Here is an 18,208-nt window from a genome sequence, read left to right as displayed (position 1 = left end):
GCCCCGGCTTGCGTTTCGACCGGTGGCGGCTGCCCGCCATACGCCCGCCGCTTTGGCAGACTGACCCGCATGCCTGAACGCGAGCTCACCGTCGGAGTCGGTGCGGGCGGCCTCGCGACCGCCGACATGGTGCTCAACATCGGGCCCCAGCACCCGGCCACCCACGGCGTGCTGCGGCTGCGGATCACCCTGGACGGCGAACGCATCAAGGCCGCCGAGCCGATCGTCGGTTACATGCACCGCGGCGCCGAGAAGCTCTTCGAGGTGCGCGACTACCGGCAGATTCTGGTGCTGGCCAACCGGCACGACTGGCTGTCGGCGTTCAGCAGCGAGATCGGCGCGGCGCTGATCGTCGAGCGGATGCTCGGCATGGACGTGCCCGAGCGCGCCACCTGGGTCCGCACGCTGCTCGCCGAGCTCAACCGGGTGCTCAACCACCTGATGTTCCTCGGCTCCTACCCGCTGGAGCTCGGCGCGATCACGCCGATCTTCTACGCCTTCCGCGAGCGCGAGGAGCTGCAGGCGGTGATGGAGGAGGTCGCCGGTGGCCGGATGCACTACATGTTCGGGCGCATCGGCGGTCTGCGTGACGACCTGCCGATGGGTTGGACCGGCCGCGTGCGCGAGGCGATCGATGCCGTCCGCCGCCGGCTGCCCGATCTGGAAAACATGCTGGTCGGCAACGAGATCCTGCAGGCACGGACGCGCGGCGTCGGCATACTCGACCCCAAAACCATTGCCGCGTATGGCGTTTCGGGCCCCATCGCGCGCGCCTCCGGCGTCGATGTCGACCTGCGCCGCGATCAGCCCTACCTTGCGTATGACGAGCTCTTCGCACCCGGTGGGCCGGGCCGCGTCGTCACCCGTGAAGCCGGCGACTGCCTCGCCCGCCTGGAGGTGCTGCTCGAGCAGGTGCACGTCTCGCTTGAGCTCGCGCAGGCCTGCCTGGAGCGGATCGAGTCACTCGGTCCCGGGCCGGTCAACGTGAAACTGCCGAAGGTGCTCAAGGTGCCGGAGGGCGCGGACTACCTGGCGACCGAGAACCCGCTCGGCTTCAACGGCTACTACCTGGTCTCCCGCGGCGACAAGACACCGTGGCGGCTGAAGCTGCGGTCGGCGTCGTTCAACAATGTGCAGGTGCTGAGCACGTTGTTGCCGGGCACCCTGCTCGCCGACATGGTCGCGATCCTCGGCTCGATGTTCTTCGTGGTCGGCGACGTCGACAAGTGAGCCCGCGCCACCGGAAATTATCCGCCAATTTTCCGATGTGACCTTGACCACCCTTCCTTTTTGCGGTGAAGTAGCTACCGCAAAGTAACTTTCCAGGGAGGGTCCTTCCGTGCCTGCATTCACCCGCCGCCTCGCGGCCACCTGCGCCGCCGCCGGCGCCGTCACTCTCAGCGCGGGCGCGTTTGCCCTCGCCTCAGCGCCCAGCGCCCACGCCGCCGAGATCAACAAGGACATGAGCTTCGGCTGCAATGTCTACCTCGGCAAGGACACGAGCGGCCTGCAGATCTGGTACAAGCCCGGAGCACAGGGCGCCGGCGCCGACAACCAGGCGGAGTTCCCGGTGTCGATCAGCGCCACCGCGCCCGACGCGATCTACGCGGGCGAGACCTACAGCACCGACATCTCGGCCAAGGTGTCCATCCCCGCCGGCCTGTCCAACGCGACGCGCGACCTGCTGCAGGGCAAGAGCATTGCCGGCACCAGCACCGCGACCGTGATCGGCGTGGTGAACGGCACCGAGAAGCAGACCATCACCGGAGACCTGAAGATCCCCAGCACGCCGGTGCCACCGGAGGCGAACTCGCAGATCGTCACCACCGCGACCGGTTCGGCCTCGGGCCTGTCGGCCAAGACCGCCGGTGAGCTGGTCATCTCCGCGCCCGGCTTCACCGCCAGCACCGTCGTCACCAAGGCCGACGGCAGCACCGCTGACGTGTTCCTCGACTGCTCCGCTCAGGGTTCGGATGAGGTCGGCACGCTGACCGTGCTGCCGGCGCAGTCGCCGAGCAGCAGCCCGAGCTCGTCCAGCTCGAGCACCACCGAGCCGACCGACCCCGGCACCACCACCACCGAGCCGACCGACCCGGGCACCACCACCACCGAGCCGACCGACCCGGGCACCACCACCACCGAGCCGACCGACCCCGGCACCACCACCACCGAGCCGACCGACCCCGGCACGACCACCACCGAGCCGACCGACCCCGGCACGACCACCACCGGCACCGGCACCGGTGAGCCCACCGACACCACCACCGGCCCGCCGATCATCACCGATGGCGGCTCCGACGGTGGCAGCGCCAACACCTCGCTGATCGCGGGTGCCGGTGTGGCCGCCGCGGGCGTGGGCGTGCTCGCCTACGGCGCGCGTCGCCGGCTGGGCGGCCGCCGCAAGTAAGACCTCATCCAAAAGGCCCCGACGCAACGAGCGTCGGGGCCTTTTGGATTGTGCCGCAACGTGATTCAGGCACCGCGCAGCAGACGGTCGCCATACACCGCTTCGAGCCCCTTGTTGCGCTCGTGACCACCGGGCACATTCGCGGAGATGTAGACCGGCGGCTCGCCGGAGCGGGCCAGCTCCTCGACGACCCCGAGGGTCAGCAGCTGCGCGATGAACGCGGCGGTCATGGAGGACACGGCGCCCACGCCATACCCCTCGACCTGCAGCGTGGTGTCGCCGTATGGCGCCAGGTTGTCGATCACCACGTCGGCGATCTCGCTCAGCCGTTTGCCGCTCGGGTGCTGCGGCTCCACCGCGGCGGTGTGCTGCAGGCTGGTCACCGCGATCACCGGATGACCCGCCTCCTTGGCGGCGAGCGCGAAGCCGACGATCGATCCGTTGACGCCCGAATTCGACGCGATGACAACGACATCCTGCGGTGATGCCGGCACCAGGGACCAGAGCTTGGCCGCGATGTCGGGGTCACGCTCGAGCAGCCCGTCGCCGAGCGTGGACCGGTCGGCGTCGCCACGAAGCACGAGATCGCGCAGCGCGATCTTGTTGGTCGGGATGAGGCCGCCGGCCCGTCCGGCGAGCTCCATCGCGAATGCCTCCGAGTGCCCCGTGCCGAACGTCTGGACAATGCCGCCGGCTGCGACGCAGCGGGCCAGCAGGCCGACCGCCTCGTCCAGACCGCCCTCCTGCGCGAGCTTTTCGATCCGGTCGAGGCGGGTCGTCACTTCGGTCAGCAGGCTGTCGGCGTGCTCGATCATGGTGCCGAGGCTACCGAGCAGCCGCCCTTACAGCTGAAGAGCCACGTGGACAATTTCAACGCCCGACATACGCACGCCGACCGTGCGCACACAGATTGCGACTCGATCGACACTCCGACACGCCATCTCCAAGCGCGCCGTTCGAACTGTCCGCTCGCGCGATGTCAACTTTTTACTACACGCCACGCAGCACCAACTGCCCTGATTTAAAGGGATTCAGGGCAAGGAGAATCGAGGACAATTTTTTATTCATTTCCAGTATTATACGAACATCTTCAGAGCCCATTGTAGATTCCCAAAGATTGGAGGAAAACCAGTCCATCTTTGCTTGGACTTTGATTGGCCCCACGTCCACCGGAATTACCAATTCCCCGTTCTGATAAACCTTGCCGACACGTTTGCCATCTACTAGAATGGCGCAACCCCGGGCTAAAGCAAACACTGGGGTTTTCCTGGTGACAATAAGACGAGACATTAGGCAAGATCCTTTCCGAAAAGCGTTGTGCAAACTCAAGGCCGCATCGTCATCCCGCGAGGCGGTCCCCACGTTCGTGCACCCTCCAAGTCACGAGTCTCTCGCTTGAGTTTAGATTAGAAATAACGAGAGAAGGCAGTAAACGATGGGATTCCGCCGATTGCACCGCCGATGGCCCAGTTGCCAACTTGATCACCGGTCGCCTGCTCACCCTCGCCGTACAGGTTGCCAACGCCTCCCCCTGCGGCTGCCCCCAAAGCTCCTCCAGCGACGGCGCAGCCCGGACCACATAGTGCTCCCCCGGCTGCGCCGCCGAGGATACCGCCGACCGCGGCGCCCACGCCTCCCCAATCAAGGTCAAACCTCCCTGCTGGATCGATGTTGTTGATGGGATCGTCTCCAACGTAGGTATATGGATTTGCACGATTGGGATTGTTCAGCATTGTGATCGGATCGACCGTTGTCCAGGTGCCGGTGGCGGTGTCGTTCCACCGCGTTCCTCGCTTCCAGTACTGGTAGTACGACTGCGATTGAACGCCGATTGTCGTCCATGGGCTAGCGCTACCGGCGGAAGCGGAGGCTGCGGCACTCTTACTGAAGATTTCGTTCGGCCCCGTCTTGCTCGGGGCAGAGGACGCAGCAGTCTCGACGGCTCCGTATGGATCCCACTTCGGCGCATCCAGCGTGCCCACACCGCTGCTGCTGCCTCCACCGGCGACTCGACCGACCATCCGGCCGAGACCGTCGTAGATGTAGTAGGTCAAGAACAGTGAGTTCCCGCCTCGTTGCCGGACACTAATCGGCTGCCCGTTGGCGTCGTTGTCGGTGATTAGCTGGTCAGTCGCCTCAAGCTGGGGCACACCAGCCTGGTCAGCACGTCCGTAGACGTATTGGGTCTTCGTCTTGCCGTCATCTTGCGAAACAAGTTCGTCCTGCCCCTGGCCAGCATAGAGCATCTTGTTGATGAGGCCGCCGGTGTATTGGCTGATGGCTTGACCCTCAGAGTTGTACGAGATCAGACTATTCCCAGTCTTATCCTGGGTGCGTCTGCCAGCTTTGTCGTAGGCATAACCGGGCGTTGTGATCTCGTTGTCCGCGTTAAATGTGAGTGACTGGGTGACTTGCCCGTTGGTCGTGACCTGAGTTCGATTTCCCATCCTGTCATACTTGTACGAATAATTCTTACCGTTCCAATTTGTCGCTGACGTGAGTCGGTTCTGAGTGTCATAGCTCAGCACCGACAAATTGGCGCTTGTCTTGTTGGTGTTGTCAGTAATCGACTGGATTAGGCCAGTGTCCACACCATCTTTCAGGTATGAATAGGAGCTGTCGACGATGTGCTGCGAACCGGATTTTTGACTCGTGGTCCAGGTCCGAACCAGTCTTCCCGCCTTGTCGAACTCGTTATGCGTGCGAGCCAAGTATGACGAATTATCCGCGTTGGTTATCCACCAGGTGTCGGTGCGACGGTTGTTGTTGTCGTAGGCGAACCGGGTGACGTTTCCTTCGCCGTCGGTCATTGTTACGAGACGGTTCGCCGCGTCGTATGCGTACCGGGTCGTATCGGATCCGATCGACCGTGAGGTCATGTTGCCGGCCTTGTCGTATCCGTAACTCACTGTCGATGCCGGCGGTGCGCCGGCTGCGACGGGTGTCGTGGCGATCGAGGTCAGGTTTCCTCGGGCGTCGTAGGCGTAGGTTGTCTTCTGCGTGTTGTCCGCGCGCGTGGTTAGCCGACCGGCCGTGGAGTGGGTGTAGTTCACCGTCACGTCCGTGCTGGATGACTTCGTCACCCGGTCCAGCTCGTCGTATGTGTAGTTGGTGGTTTGCCCGGCGCCGTTGGTGATCGATGTCGCCGGCACGCCAGTGATGGTGGTCGGACCGATCGCGGCGGTGCTGGGCGGGGTGATCTTCGTGACGTACTTCGACTTTGGGTCGTTGGTGTACGTCGTGGTGTTACCAGCCGGGTCGGTCGACGACTTCAACGTGCCATCGGGGTTGAACGCCACCTGTGCTTTAGCACCGCCCGACGCAGTGGTGCTGGATGGGTTGCCGGCACCGTCATACGTCATCACTGACGCGTTGCCTTGCTGGTCGGTGGAGTTTGTCACGTTGTACGCACTGTTCCCGGACCCGTACGAGACCTTGCCCGTGCCGCCGGTCGGGGTTAGTCGACTGGGTGACCGAGTGGCCACCGTTCACTCCCGACGAGTACGAGTTCGTCGACGTGCCACCGACTCCGTTGGTCGCCGACGCGACGTCGTTGAACGGGGTGTAGGTCGCAGACTGTGTGTGGCCCAGCGGGTCGGTCGCTTTCGAGACCAGCTTGGTCGAGGTGTTGACGTCGTAGATGGTGTGCGCGGCTGCCGATGGCTGCACCGACTGATCACTGTTCGGGTCGGCGACATCGGTCCAACTGGCGAAGTACTGGAACCGGGTGTCGGCCAGGTCACTGCCTTTGCCCTGCGACACCTTCGTCACCCGATGCGACGAATCGTAGGTGAAGGACGTGACGTTGCCGTCACCATCAGTGATCGAGGCCAAATCCCCACCCGAGGTCCAGGTGAACGACGCCTCCACCGTGCTCGGCGGGTTCGGGGTTACCGAATGCGACGGGACCTGCCTGATTTGGGTCAACCGGCCCGACGAGTCATAGGAGTACCGCACACCATCCGGGGTCGTGCCGCTACTGACCGTGCCCGGTCCACCCCAATCAGTGACCGTCGCCACCGTGCCATCGTCATTGTGCGTGACCTGCACCCAATCATCCGCACCGGACTGGATCTGATTGACCTGACCGCCGGAGTAGTTGAACTTCGTGACGTTGTTGTTCCGGTCGGTGATCGACGTCAACGCGCCCGAGGTGTTGAACGCCATCTTCTGCCGCGACGGCACATCCAGCACCGTGTAGGTGCCGTCACTGTTCTTCGTCAACGTCTTGTTCATCGTCGCCGGCGGCGCGTATCCGCCACCACTGACCGGCTTGAACACGCCCTGTTGGGAGTCCATCCCCACGAACAGCACCGACCCATCGTCGTTCGTGATCAGCCGAGTGTCGGAGCCGAACGGCATGAAGAACCCTCGCCCACCCTGGCCCTTACTCACCGCGGAGCCCGACCCCAGCGTGAGCGAGTTGAAGACCAAGCCGAGAGGCTGCAACTGGCCGTTCACCCCGGCCAGGCTCCGATCCTTCGTGGTCACCATCAAGTTCCCCGTGCCCACATCCACCGACGCCGACACCTGCGGGCTGACCTGAAACGGCACCCTCGTGGCCGAACCCCGCGCCCCGGTCAACACCGGCGACACACTCGTCGCAGCATCCGCGACCGGCGCGGTGCTCAACACCCCACCCGCAGTGACCAAACCAGCCGAGACAACAGCGACCAGCAACTACTTCGGGCGGTAGCTGACCGACCGGACGTTCGAATTCATGCATACCCCTGAGATTTGAGACGGAAGTAGGCGGCGCAACCAGCGCACGCAGCCAGGACTGTCAGTACAGCACCGAAAGTCGACACGACAGTGCCATGACACGCCAAACACATTGCCCGTCAAGCGCTTTCACGCGAAACCGAGTGCCTCCCTGACACGTTCGAAAGTAGTCCAATGTATCTCGGGCGCGCCTCACCCCAAAGGGTGGTTCTTCAGTCGGCGAGCTAGAGCGACAGTCGTCACTGCGCTCTCAGCGCAACTCGACCTTGCGGATCTTGCCGGTTGCGGTCTTGGGCAGCGCTTCGACCTGCTCGAACGCCTTGGGCACCTTGAATCCGGCCAGGTGCTGCTTGCAGTGCTCACGCAGCGCCTCGGCGTCGATGGTCGCACCTTCGGCCGGCACGACGTATGCCGTGACCGCCTCACCCCAGCGCTCGTCCGGCCTGCCGACGACCGCGCACTCGGCGACCGACTCGTGGGCGAGCACGACGCGCTCGACCTCGACCGAGGAGACGTTCTCCCCGCCGGTCTTGACGATGTCCTTCGCGCGGTCGGTGAACCACACGACGCCGTCCTCGTCGAGGTAGCCGATGTCGCCACCGTGGAACCAGCCGTGCGCGAAGGCCTCGGCGTTGGCGTCGGCGTTGTGCCAGTAGCCCTCCATCAATTGCGGTGTGCGATAGACGATTTCGCCTTCCACGCCGCGCGGCAGCAGCTCGCCCTTCGGGCCCATGATCTGCACCTCGGTCGCGGCGACCGCAGGACCCCACGAGTCGTCCTTGACCCCCTGATGCCCGGACCACTGCACCTGCGAGGCCGGCGTGGTCTCAGTCTGGCCGGAGCCGAGGATGATCGCGGCGTTCGGGAAGCGCTCACGCAGCGCACCGAGCAGCGGCGCAGGCATCGGGGCCATCGCGTAGAGACCGGTGACCAGGCTGTCGGTGTCACCCTCGGCGAGCGCCGGCTGCGCCAGCAGGGCGGCCCACATCGCGGGCAGCATCGTCAGGTGGGTGACGGCGTGGTTGCCGAAATCGGCGGCGACCGCGGCCGGGTCGAAGCCGCGGTGCAGGATCACCGTGCTGCCGGCGAGCAACGCGGGCAGCAGCAGCGCGTCCAGCGCGGTCACGTGGAAGAGCGGGAGCACCAACGGTGTCGCGCCCGCGTCGACGTCGGGCCGCAACCCGAGCGCCACCGCCGCACTGAGTGCCGACAGCTGCACCGCGACATGACTGGTCAGCACGCCCTTCGGCAGGGAGGTGGTGCCCGAGGTGTAGAGGCAGTGCACGATGTCGCGGTCCTCGACGATGCTCTCGAAGCGACTGCCGTCACCGGAGGTCAATCCGGTCCAGTCAACGGCGGGGACGTCGCCGACGGTCTCCGGCGCACTGCCGACCACCCAGATCCGGCGCACCTCGTGGTCGGCTCCGCGCAGTGCGGCTTCGGCCGCCGGCAGCAGGGCGTCCTCGGTGACCAGTGCCACCGACCCGCTGTCGGCGAGCTGGTAGGCGATGTCGGTCGGCGCGAGCGCCAGGTTGAGCGGCAGCGCGATGACACCGAGCTTCGCGCAGGCAAGGAAGGTGACGACGTTCTGCCACCTGTTCTGCACCTGTATGGCGAGCCGGTCCCCCCTGGCCAGGCCCGCCGCCTGCAGCCCGCGCGCGACCGCGTTGGCGAGCCGCTCCAGCTCGACGTAGCTGACCGTCGTGTCGTCGTCGACCAGTGCGGGACGCTCGCCATACGTGATCGAGGCGCGGGTGGGCAGATCGCCGATGCACACCCGGTGGGTGAGATTGACGGTCAGCGGGTCGACACCGGACAGGTCGGGACGCATCGCTTCGGGCATGGCTGGCTCACTTCCGCGGTGTGTGACGTGATGCACACATCGTCACTCGGGCGATCCTCGAAAATCAAGATACAAACAACCTTGACTGTTTTTATGTGCGCCCGGCATGCTGGCCGGGTGACAGTTCCCGCCCAGCGCACGCCGCAGCCCGAGCGCACCCGCGTGATGCGGGCCAGGCTGATGCAGGCGACGATCGACTGCCTGGTCGAGCGCGGCTGGGCCGGGACCACGACAACGCTGGTGTCCGAACGCGCCGGGGTCTCGCGTGGCGCGCAGCTGCACCACTTCCCCTCCAAACGCGAGCTCGTCGTGGCATCGGTGCAGCACCTGGCCGATCAACTGAACGGCGACCTCGAGCGCCGGCATGACGAGGCAATCCACGGCCGCGGTCACAGCACCCGAAAAACGTTGGGACTGTTGGCAGATCACTTCACCTCGGCGATCTTCGTCGCATCGTTGGAGTTGTGGGTCGCGGCGCGCACCGACGCCGAGCTGCTCGAGATCGTGCGGCCGATCGAGCGCCGGTGGGGTCGTGAGGAGCACCGGCTTGCCGTCGAACTGCTCGGGGTGGACGACTCGCACCCGCCGACCCGGGCGTTGGTGCAGGGCACGCTCGACATGATGCGTGGCTTCGGTCTGGCCAACACGCTGAGCGACGACAGCCGCCGGCGAGGCCGCATCCTCGCCGAGTGGGCCGAACTCATCGACAACAACGCCCGGCCCGCCGTTGCCGGAGCGGCTCCCACCGGAAAGGCACGCTGATGCTCGAAAGCCTGCTGGATGACCTGGCTGCCGAGTCCGCCGCAGTCAGAGCGCGGGTCGCGGACGGCTCCGCCACGACGTTGCAGACCCCCACTCCCGCCGAGGGCTGGGATGTTGCCCACCAGATCGCGCATCTGACCTGGACCGACGAAATGGCAACCAGCGCAGTCGCATCCGTGGTCGAAGGGGTCGCTGCGCCATACGACTGGAATGCCGTGCTGGAAGAAGGTGCCAAGTCACCGGAGTCGTTCGTCGACGACGGCGCGGACGAGCTCGCCGGCCTGCCGGCCGACGAGCTGCTCGCCCGGTGGGATGGCAGTCGCGCGGCGCTCGCCGCCGCGCTGCGGGCGACTCCGCGCGACACCCGCATCCCATGGTTCGGGCCGCCGATGAAGGCGACCTCGATGGCAACCGCCCGCATCATGGAGACCTGGGCGCACGGCCTCGACGTCGCCGCGGCCGTTGGCGCCGAGCCGGAGCCGACCGATCGCATCCGGCACGTCTGCCACCTCGGCGTCGCCACCCGCGGTTTCGTGCACGCCGTGCGCGGCCTGCCCGCTCCGCAGACGCCGGTGTATGTCGAACTCACGGCTCCGAGCGGCGAGATCTGGTCCTGGGGTGACGACACCGCAAGCGACCGAATCACCGGTCCCGCATGGGATTTCGCGCGGGTCGCCGTACGGCGCCTGCACCCGGACGACACCGCGCTCATCGCCGAGGGTGACGCCGCGAAGGAGTGGCTCGGCATCGTGCAGGCGTTCGCCGGACCGCCTGGCAACGACCCTGTGAGGAGCGGCAACAAGGATGACTGACCGAGTGCTACGGGTCGCGAACGCATCCGGGTTCTACGGCGATCGCCTCTCGGCGATGCGGGAACAGCTGGAGGGTGGCACGGTGGACGTCATCACCGGCGACTACCTCGCCGAGCTCACCATGCTGATCCTCGGCCGTGACCAACTCAAGGACTCCTCCACCGGTTATGCCAAGACTTTCCTGAGGCAGCTCGCCGACTGTCTCGCGCTGGCCAAGGCACAAGGTGTGCGGATCGTCAGCAATGCCGGCGGACTCAACCCGGCCGGACTTGCGCAGGTCGTGCGTGCCCTCGCCGCGGAGCTGGAAATCGACGTCACCGTGGCGCACGTCGAGGGCGACGACCTGCGACCGCGTGCTGCCGAGTTCGGCTTCGGTGACGCACTGACCGCGAACGCCTACCTCGGAGCCTTCGGCATCGCGGAGGCGGTGCGTCAGGGCGCCGACATCGTGGTGACCGGACGCGTCACCGACGCCTCGGTGACGATGGGCCCAGCGATCGCCGAATTTGCGTGGGGGCGCGACGATTTCGACCAGCTGGCCGGGGCACTCGTCGCCGGTCATGTGATCGAATGCGGCGCGCAGGCGACCGGTGGCAACTTCTCTGGCTTTGACACGGTCGGTGATCTGGCGCATCCCGGCTTCCCGATCGCGGAGATCGCCGCTGACGGCAGCAGCATCATCACCAAGCACGTCGGCACCGGCGGTGCGGTCACCGTCGACACGGTGACCGCTCAGCTCGTCTACGAGATCGGCGGTCCGAGCTACCTCAACCCCGACGTGGTCGCCCACCTCGACACCGTGCAGCTGGCACAGGAAAGCAAGGACCGGGTGCGGATCTCCGGCGTGCGAGGCAGCGCGCCGCCCGACACCACCAAGGTCGCGCTCAACCGGCTGGGTGGCTTCCGCAACTCCGCCGACTTCGTGCTGACCGGCCTGCAGATCGAGCACAAGGCCGACCTGATCAAGTCCCAGCTCACCGCGGCACTCGCCAGCGACCCACCCGACGAGGTCGTATGGCGACTCGACCGCGCAGACACTGCGGACCCGCAATCGCAATGGGCCGCAACGGCATTGCTGCGATGCCAGGTGCGCGACGAGCGTGAGGCGCCGGTCGGCCGCGCGTTCAGCGGGGCCGCCGTCGAGCTGGCGCTGGCGTCATACCCCGGCTTCACCACGACCGCTCCCCCGGCCAAGGCGACGCCGTTCGGCGTCTACCGCCCCGAGTACGTGCCACAGACGTCGGTGCCCCACCGGGTGATCCTCGGCGACGACACGATCGAGATCCCCGTACCGCCGCTGATGGAAACCACCCTCGACCCGGACCGCGCTGCCGACGTGCCACCGGCACCGGGCGGCCCGACCGACCGGCTCCCGCTGGGTGCGGTTGCCTACGCCCGCAGCGGTGACAAGGGCGGCGACGCCAACGTCGGCGTCTGGATCCCGCAGAGCAGCCCCGACCCCGAACGCGCGTACGCCTGGCTGGCAAATCTGCTGACCGTCGACGGCATCCGGTGGCTGCTGCCCGAGGCCGCCGACTTGGCCATTGACGTGTGGCCGCTGCCCAACCTGCGCGGAGTCAACGTCGTCATCCACGGCCTCCTCGGCGACGGGGTCGCCGCCTCCACCCGCTTCGATCCGCAGGCGAAGGCACTCGGTGAGTGGCTGCGTGCCCGGGTCGTCGACGTCCCCGAAGGGATCGCACTGTGACCGACATCTGGCTCACCCCCGAACGCGTCGCCCTGCGCGACGCGGTCACCCGCTTCACCAAGAAGCACATCGCTCCGCAGTTGTCCCAATGGGAGGACGACGGCGCCATACCGCGGGAGCTGCACCGAACGATGGCCGAATCCGGTTATCTCGGAGTTGGTTTCGCAGAGGAGGTTGGCGGCTCGGGTGGCGACATCATCGACGTCTCGATCGTCGCCGAGGCGATTATCCAGGCCGGCGGCTCCAGTGGACTGATCGCCTGCCTCTTCACCCACGGCATCGCGATCCCGCACATCGTGGCGTCCGGCAACACCGACCTGATCGACCGCTACGCCCGACCAACCCTGGCCGGCGAACTCATCGGGTCCCTCGGCGTCACCGAACCCGGCGGAGGGTCCGACGTCGCGGCCGTGCGCACCCGTGCCGTGCGCGACGGTGACAACTACCTGGTCACCGGCTCGAAGATGTTCATCACCAGCGGGGTTCGGTCCGACTTCGTCACCACCCTCGTGCGCACCGGCGGCGACGGGCACGACGGGCTGAGCCTGCTGGTGATCGACAAGGGACTGCCCGGCTTCTCGGTCTCCCAGCCGCTGCGCAAGATGGGCTGGCACTGCTCGGACACCGCCGAGCTCACCTTCGACAACACCCCGGTGCCGGCGAGTCAGCTGGTCGGTGGCGAGGGCGAGGGATTCGTCGCCGTCATGCGGCAATTCGTCAATGAGCGCATCAACCTTGCGGTGCACGGCTACGCCGTCGCCCAGCGCGCGCTCGACCTGGCCACCGAATATGCCCGCACGCGAGAGACTTTCGGCCGGCCGATCATCGACCGGCAGGCGATCCGGCACAAGCTGGTCAAGATGCACCGGCGAGTCGCCGAGTCGCGGGCGCTCACCCGGTCGGTGATCGAGCGAGCCGCGGCGGGCGAGGAGCCGATCGCCGATGCATGCCTTGCCAAGAACTCAGCCGTCGAGGCCTGCGATTACGTGGTCGACGAGGCAGTGCAGATCTTCGGCGGCGCGGGTTACCTGCGCGAGTCGGAGGTCGAGCGGCATTACCGCGACTCGCGCATCCTCGGCATCGGCGGCGGCACCAACGAGATTCTCGACGACCTCGCAGCCAAGCTGCTCGGCTATAGCTCAGGAGGCAAACGGTGACCGTCATACGGTCGACGATCGACCCCAATTCCCCTGCCTACCTGGCAAACCGGGAGGCCATGCTGGAGCGCGTCGCCGACCTCGACGTGCAGCAGGCCAAGGCGCTCGCCGGGGGCGGCGAGAAGTATGTCGACCGGCACCGTAAGCGCGGCAAGCTGCTCGCCCGAGAGCGGATCGAGTTGCTGCTCGACCGGGACAGCGCGTTCCTCGAGCTGTCCACCCTCGCCGCGTGGGGCAGCGACTTCCCGGTCGGCGGCAACGTCGTCACCGGCATCGGCGTCGTCGAGGGCACCGAGTGCCTGATCGTCGCCAACGACCCGACGTCGCGCGGTGGCGCCTCCAACCCGTCGACGCTGAAGAAGTCGGGACGAGCTGCGCAGATCGCCGCGGAGAACAACCTGCCGACGATCAACCTGGTCGAGTCCGGTGGCGCGGACCTGCCCACCCAGAAGGAGATCTTCATTCCGGGGGGTGCCGGTTTCCGCAACCTGACTCGCGCCAGCGCGGCCCGACGTCCCACTGTGTCCTTGGTTTTCGGCAATTCGACCGCCGGTGGCGCGTACATCCCCGGCATGAGTGACTACACGGTCATGGTCAAGGGCGGCGCCAAGGTCTTCCTGGCTGGCCCCCCACTGGTGAAGATGGCGACCGGTGAGGACTCCGATGACGAATCGCTCGGTGGCGCCGAGATGCATGCGCGTCAGTCCGGCCTGGCTGACTACCTGGCAAGCGACGAACTCGACGCGATCCGGATCGGCCGGTCGATCATCCGCCGGCTCAACTGGCAGAAGCAAGGGCTGGTCCCCGCGACCGACTACGCCGACCCGGTGCTGGACGCCGAGGAACTGCTCGGGCTCGTGCCATCGGACCCGAAGGAGCCGTTCGATCCCCGTGAAGTGATCGGCCGGATCGTCGACGGTTCGGACTTCGATGAGTTCAAGCCGCTCTACGGGTCGAGCCTGGTGACCGGCTGGGCCAACCTGCACGGTCACCCGATCGGGATCCTCGCCAACGCGCAGGGCGTCCTCTTCAGCGAGGAGGCGCAGAAGGCGGCGCAGTTCATCCAGCTCGCCAACCAGATCGACACCCCGCTGCTCTTCCTGCACAACACCACCGGCTACATGGTCGGCAAGGAGTATGAGCAGCGCGGCATCATCAAGCACGGCGCGCAGATGATCAACGCGGTCTCCAACTCGACTGTCCCGCACCTCAGCGTGGTGATCGGATCGTCATACGGTGCAGGCAATTACGGCATGAGCGGCCGTGCCTACGACCCGCGCTTCATGTTCAGTTGGGTCAACGCCAAGTCGGCAGTGATGGGCGCCGCGCAGCTCGCCGGCGTGATCTCGATCGTCTCCCGCGCGTCCGCCGAGAAGAAGGGCGTGCCGTTCGACGAGGACGCCGACGCCCAGATGCGCGAGCTGGTCGAGAAGCAGATCGAGGCGGAGTCCACGTCATACGTCATCTCCGGCATGTTGTACGACGACGGCGTCATCGACCCGCGTGACACCCGCACCGTGCTCGGCATCTGCCTGTCCGCGATCAACACGACCGCCATCCGTGGTGCCGAGGGATTCGGAGTGTTCCGACTGTGATTACTCCGAAGAGTCCTCGCTCCTACGCCACTCGCTACCTTCCGGGGGCAACACAATGACGATTCGACGATTGCTCGTCGCCAACCGCGGCGAAATCGCCCGCCGAGTTTTCGCCACGTGCCGCCAACTCGGCATTGAGACCGTCGCCGTCCACTCGGACGCGGACGCCGACGCGCCGTTCGTGCGGGAGGCCGACTATGCGGTGCGCCTGCCTGGTGACGCGCCGTCCGAGACGTATCTGCGCGGCGACCTGATCGTCGCCGCTGCGAAGTCGTCCGGCGCCGACGCGATTCACCCGGGTTACGGATTCCTTTCTGAGAACGCCGAATTCGCCGCCCAGGTGACGGATGCCGGCATCACCTGGGTCGGTCCTCGCCCCGAGACGATCGCCTCGATGGGGTCGAAGATCGAGGCGAAGGCGCTCATGCGAGCCGCCGGCGTGCCGACACTCGACATCGATGTCGACAACGTCGCAGACGACGCCTTCCCGTTGCTGGTGAAGGCGGCCTTCGGCGGCGGCGGCCGAGGGATGCGCGTCGTGCGTGCCCGCGATCAACTCACCGGTGAACTCGAGGCGGCGCGTGACGAAGCGAGGTCCGCCTTCGGCGATGACACCGTCTTCGTGGAGCCCTACCTACCGACCGCCCGCCACGTCGAGGTGCAGGTCCTCGCCGACCAGCACGGCACCTGCTGGGTCGTCGGCGAACGCGACTGCTCCATCCAGCGACGCCATCAGAAGGTGGTCGAGGAGGCACCGGCGCCGAATCTGCCGGACAGCGTGCGAGATCGACTGTTCGACGCCGCGCGCAAGGCGGTCGGCGCGGTCGACTACGTCGGTGCCGGCACGGTGGAATTCCTCGTCCAGGGCGAGTCGGTCTACTTCCTGGAGATGAACACCCGGTTGCAGGTCGAGCACCCGGTGACCGAGTGTGTCACCGACACCGATCTGGTGGCCGGCCAGCTCACCGTCGCCGAGGGCGGTGCACTGCCCGAGCGTGACTTCGCCCCGAACGGGCACGCCATCGAGGTGCGGCTGTACGCCGAGGACCCGGCACACGGCTGGGCGCCACAGACCGGCACCGTCGAATCGTTCGATTTCCCAGCGGCAGCCGCGCGATTCAGCAGACTCGATCGCCCGGGTCTGCGCCTCGACTCGGCGGTCGAGAGCGGATCTACGGTCAGCATTCACTACGACCCGATGCTTGCCAAGGTCATCGTCTGGGGGCCGACGCGCGAGGCTGCCACCCGGATGCTCTCCGACGCTCTGCGTCGCGGACGCGTGCACGGGGTGCTCACCAACGCCGCAGTGCTGCGCTCGATCCTCACCGACGAGGAGTTCGTTGCGGGTCGGGTGCACACGTCACTGCTCGACGAGCGCATCGACCAGTGGATCGAGTCGGCCGTCGCACCGGACGCGGGGCAAGCGGTCACCGCCGCTGCGCTCGCGGATGCGACCGCCGCACAGCGCAGTCGGCGGGTGCAGCAGCGGATCCCAGCTGCATGGCGCAACGTTCGCTCGAAGGACCAGACCCGCACCTACCTGCTCGGCGAGGACGAGGTCACCGTGGCCTATCGGTCGATCGGCGGACGGCTCGCACCCGCCGACGAGGCCCTGACTGCCGAACGGGTCGACGCCGACGGTGTGCGGTTGCGCTCCGGCGACGTGCAGTCGGCATACCGCGTGGGCCGCATCGACGACACCACCCACGTCGACGGCCCACACGGCGCGGTCGATCTCGCCCTGGTGCCGCGCTTCGTCGACCCGCAGGAGGCGGTGGCCAGCGGGTCGCTGCTGGCCCCCATGCCGGGCGTCGTTACCGCGGTGAGCGCGGCCGTCGGCGACTCGGTGACCGCCGGCGCCCCCTTGCTAGTGCTCGAGGCGATGAAGATGCAGCACTCGATCACCGCACCTACCGACGGCGTGGTCAGTGAACTCCCGGTCAGCGTCGGCAGCCAGGTCACCGCTGGCGCCGTGCTGGCTGTCATCGACGAAAACGACTCTGCTGAATAAACATTGGAGATCCTCATGGCTGATCAGATTCCCTTCACCGAGACCGAGGAACGGCAAGCGCTGCGCAAGTCCGTCGCAGCCTTCGCGAGCAAGTACGGCGAGGATTACTGGCTGGAGCAGGCCCGCGCCGGCAAGAAGACCGACGAGCTGTGGGCCGACGCGGGCAAGCAGGGCTTCCTCGGCGTCGCCGTGCCCGAGGAGTATGGCGGTGGCGGCGGCGGCATCGGCGACCTGGCCGCGGTGTGTGAGGAGCTCTCGGCCGCGGGTTGCCCGCTGCTGCTCATGGTCGTGTCACCCGCCATCTGCGGGACCATCATCGCGTCATATGGCACTGACGAGCAGAAGCAGCGGTGGCTGCCCGGCTTCGCCGACGGCACCCGCAAGATGGCGTTCGCGATCACCGAGCCGGACGCCGGGTCCAACTCGCACAACATCACCACGACCGCGACCCGCACCGACGACGGCTGGACCCTCAACGGCGGCAAGGTCTACATCTCCGGAGTCGACGAGGTCAGCGACGTACTCGTTGTCGGCCGGGTGGAGAGCGCCAAGACCGGCAAGCTACGGCCGGCGCTCTTCGTGGTGCCGACCGACGCAGAAGGCTTCTCCTACAACCAGATCGAGATGGGCATCGTCGGCCCGGAGAAGCAGTTCGTGGTCCACATCGACAACGTGAAGCTGCCCGCCGACGCACTCGTCGGCAGTGAGGACGCGGGCATCGACCAGCTGTTCGCCGGGCTCAACCCCGAGCGCATCATGGCGGCGTCATCGGCAACCGGGATGGCGCGTCGTGCCCTGGAGAAGGCCACGTCATACGCCAAGGAACGCGAGGTGTGGGGGGTGCCGATCGGGCAGCACCAGGCCGTCGCGCACCCTCTCGCGCAGTCCTACGTCGAGATCAACATGGCGCGGCTGATGACCCAGCGAGCGGCCGCCCTTTACGAGGCCGGCGAATACCTGCTCGCCGGCGAGTCAGCGAATATGGCGAAATACGCTGCGGCAGAAGCGGCTTGCACGACCGTTGACCGCGCGGTCCAGGTGCACGGCGGCAACGGGCTGGCCGACGAGTACGGCCTGGTGCACATGGTCGGCGCCTCCCGGCTCACCCGCATCGCGCCGGTGAGCCGGGAGATGGCGCTCAACTTCGTCGCACAGTTCAGCCTCGGGTTGCCGAAGTCGTACTGAGCTGAA

Annotated in this window: 15 protein-coding genes; 10 read left to right on the top strand and 5 right to left on the bottom strand. The window is 66.6% G+C overall.

From position 1 onward, the window contains the following. Nucleotides 1-69: 69 nt before the first annotated feature. The gene (locus N2M23_RS03510) at nucleotides 70-1,230 is read left to right on the top strand and encodes an NADH-quinone oxidoreductase subunit D (RefSeq protein WP_265443314.1); all 1,161 of its coding nucleotides are present in this window, start codon (nucleotides 70-72) and stop codon (nucleotides 1,228-1,230) included. Between the two features lie 109 nt (nucleotides 1,231-1,339). Continuing rightward, on the top strand, nucleotides 1,340-2,407 hold the full coding sequence (locus N2M23_RS03505; RefSeq protein WP_265443313.1) for a DUF6801 domain-containing protein: 1,068 nt from the start codon (nucleotides 1,340-1,342) through the stop codon (nucleotides 2,405-2,407). 65 nt (nucleotides 2,408-2,472) lie between these two features. On the opposite strand, the gene N2M23_RS03500 is transcribed toward N2M23_RS03505, so the two are convergent. The 4 genes from N2M23_RS03500 to N2M23_RS03485 form a co-directional block, all read right to left on the bottom strand. Continuing rightward, nucleotides 2,473-3,222: an SIS domain-containing protein gene (locus N2M23_RS03500; RefSeq protein WP_265443312.1), complete on the bottom strand. Its 750-nt coding sequence runs from the start codon at nucleotides 3,220-3,222 to the stop codon at nucleotides 2,473-2,475. A gap of 175 nt (nucleotides 3,223-3,397) precedes the next feature. Further along, nucleotides 3,398-3,697, bottom strand: coding sequence for a hypothetical protein (locus N2M23_RS03495; protein ID WP_265443311.1), 300 nt, complete (start codon nucleotides 3,695-3,697; stop codon nucleotides 3,398-3,400). A gap of 116 nt (nucleotides 3,698-3,813) precedes the next feature. Continuing rightward, nucleotides 3,814-5,808, bottom strand: coding sequence for a hypothetical protein (locus N2M23_RS20895; RefSeq protein WP_265443310.1), 1,995 nt, complete (start codon nucleotides 5,806-5,808; stop codon nucleotides 3,814-3,816). Then, entirely contained in the window at nucleotides 5,759-6,901 is a 1,143-nt protein-coding gene (locus N2M23_RS03485; RefSeq protein WP_265443309.1) for an RHS repeat protein, read from the bottom strand. Before N2M23_RS03485 ends, N2M23_RS20895 begins: the two co-directional genes overlap by 50 nt. Before the next feature lie 64 nt (nucleotides 6,902-6,965). Here N2M23_RS03485 and N2M23_RS03480 point away from each other — a divergent pair, with 64 nt between their 5' ends. Beyond that, nucleotides 6,966-7,103: a hypothetical protein gene (locus N2M23_RS03480; RefSeq protein WP_265443308.1), complete on the top strand. Its 138-nt coding sequence runs from the start codon at nucleotides 6,966-6,968 to the stop codon at nucleotides 7,101-7,103. 276 nt (nucleotides 7,104-7,379) lie between these two features. Here N2M23_RS03480 and N2M23_RS03475 read toward each other — a convergent pair whose 3' ends face one another. Beyond that, nucleotides 7,380-8,972 carry a class I adenylate-forming enzyme family protein gene (locus tag N2M23_RS03475; RefSeq protein ID WP_265443307.1) on the bottom strand — a complete coding sequence of 531 codons (1,593 nt, stop codon included), beginning with the start codon at nucleotides 8,970-8,972 and terminating at the stop codon, nucleotides 7,380-7,382. A 117-nt stretch (nucleotides 8,973-9,089) separates the two neighbouring features. On the opposite strand from N2M23_RS03475, the gene N2M23_RS03470 reads away from it, so the two are divergent. The 7 genes from N2M23_RS03470 to N2M23_RS03440 are packed head-to-tail and all read left to right on the top strand — an operon-like array spanning nucleotide 9,090 to nucleotide 18,202. Next, the gene (locus N2M23_RS03470; RefSeq protein ID WP_265443305.1) at nucleotides 9,090-9,734 is read left to right on the top strand and encodes a TetR/AcrR family transcriptional regulator; all 645 of its coding nucleotides are present in this window, start codon (nucleotides 9,090-9,092) and stop codon (nucleotides 9,732-9,734) included. Then, nucleotides 9,734-10,546, top strand: coding sequence for a TIGR03084 family metal-binding protein (locus tag N2M23_RS03465; RefSeq protein WP_265443303.1), 813 nt, complete (start codon nucleotides 9,734-9,736; stop codon nucleotides 10,544-10,546). The genes N2M23_RS03470 and N2M23_RS03465 overlap by 1 nt, the downstream gene beginning before the upstream one ends. Then, the gene (locus N2M23_RS03460) at nucleotides 10,539-12,254 is read left to right on the top strand and encodes an acyclic terpene utilization AtuA family protein (protein WP_265443301.1); all 1,716 of its coding nucleotides are present in this window, start codon (nucleotides 10,539-10,541) and stop codon (nucleotides 12,252-12,254) included. Before N2M23_RS03465 ends, N2M23_RS03460 begins: the two co-directional genes overlap by 8 nt. Continuing rightward, entirely contained in the window at nucleotides 12,251-13,411 is a 1,161-nt protein-coding gene (locus tag N2M23_RS03455; RefSeq protein ID WP_265443298.1) for an acyl-CoA dehydrogenase family protein, read from the top strand. The genes N2M23_RS03460 and N2M23_RS03455 overlap by 4 nt, the downstream gene beginning before the upstream one ends. Next, complete coding sequence (locus tag N2M23_RS03450; RefSeq protein ID WP_265443296.1) at nucleotides 13,408-15,006, top strand: acyl-CoA carboxylase subunit beta; 1,599 nt, start codon at nucleotides 13,408-13,410, stop codon at nucleotides 15,004-15,006. Before N2M23_RS03455 ends, N2M23_RS03450 begins: the two co-directional genes overlap by 4 nt. Nucleotides 15,007-15,061: 55 nt before the next feature. Then, nucleotides 15,062-17,017, top strand: coding sequence for an acetyl/propionyl/methylcrotonyl-CoA carboxylase subunit alpha (locus N2M23_RS03445; protein WP_265443294.1), 1,956 nt, complete (start codon nucleotides 15,062-15,064; stop codon nucleotides 17,015-17,017). Nucleotides 17,018-17,032: 15 nt separating this feature from the next. Then, nucleotides 17,033-18,202 (top strand): acyl-CoA dehydrogenase family protein, encoded by a 1,170-nt coding sequence (locus N2M23_RS03440; protein ID WP_265443293.1) that lies wholly within the window; start codon nucleotides 17,033-17,035, stop codon nucleotides 18,200-18,202. The last annotated feature ends 6 nt before the right edge of the window (nucleotides 18,203-18,208 follow it).

It is taken from the genome of Flexivirga meconopsidis (genome assembly GCF_026162425.1).
Classification (GTDB): domain Bacteria; phylum Actinomycetota; class Actinomycetes; order Actinomycetales; family Dermatophilaceae; genus Flexivirga; species Flexivirga meconopsidis.
This window is presented reverse-complemented; position numbering and strand designations above follow the sequence as displayed.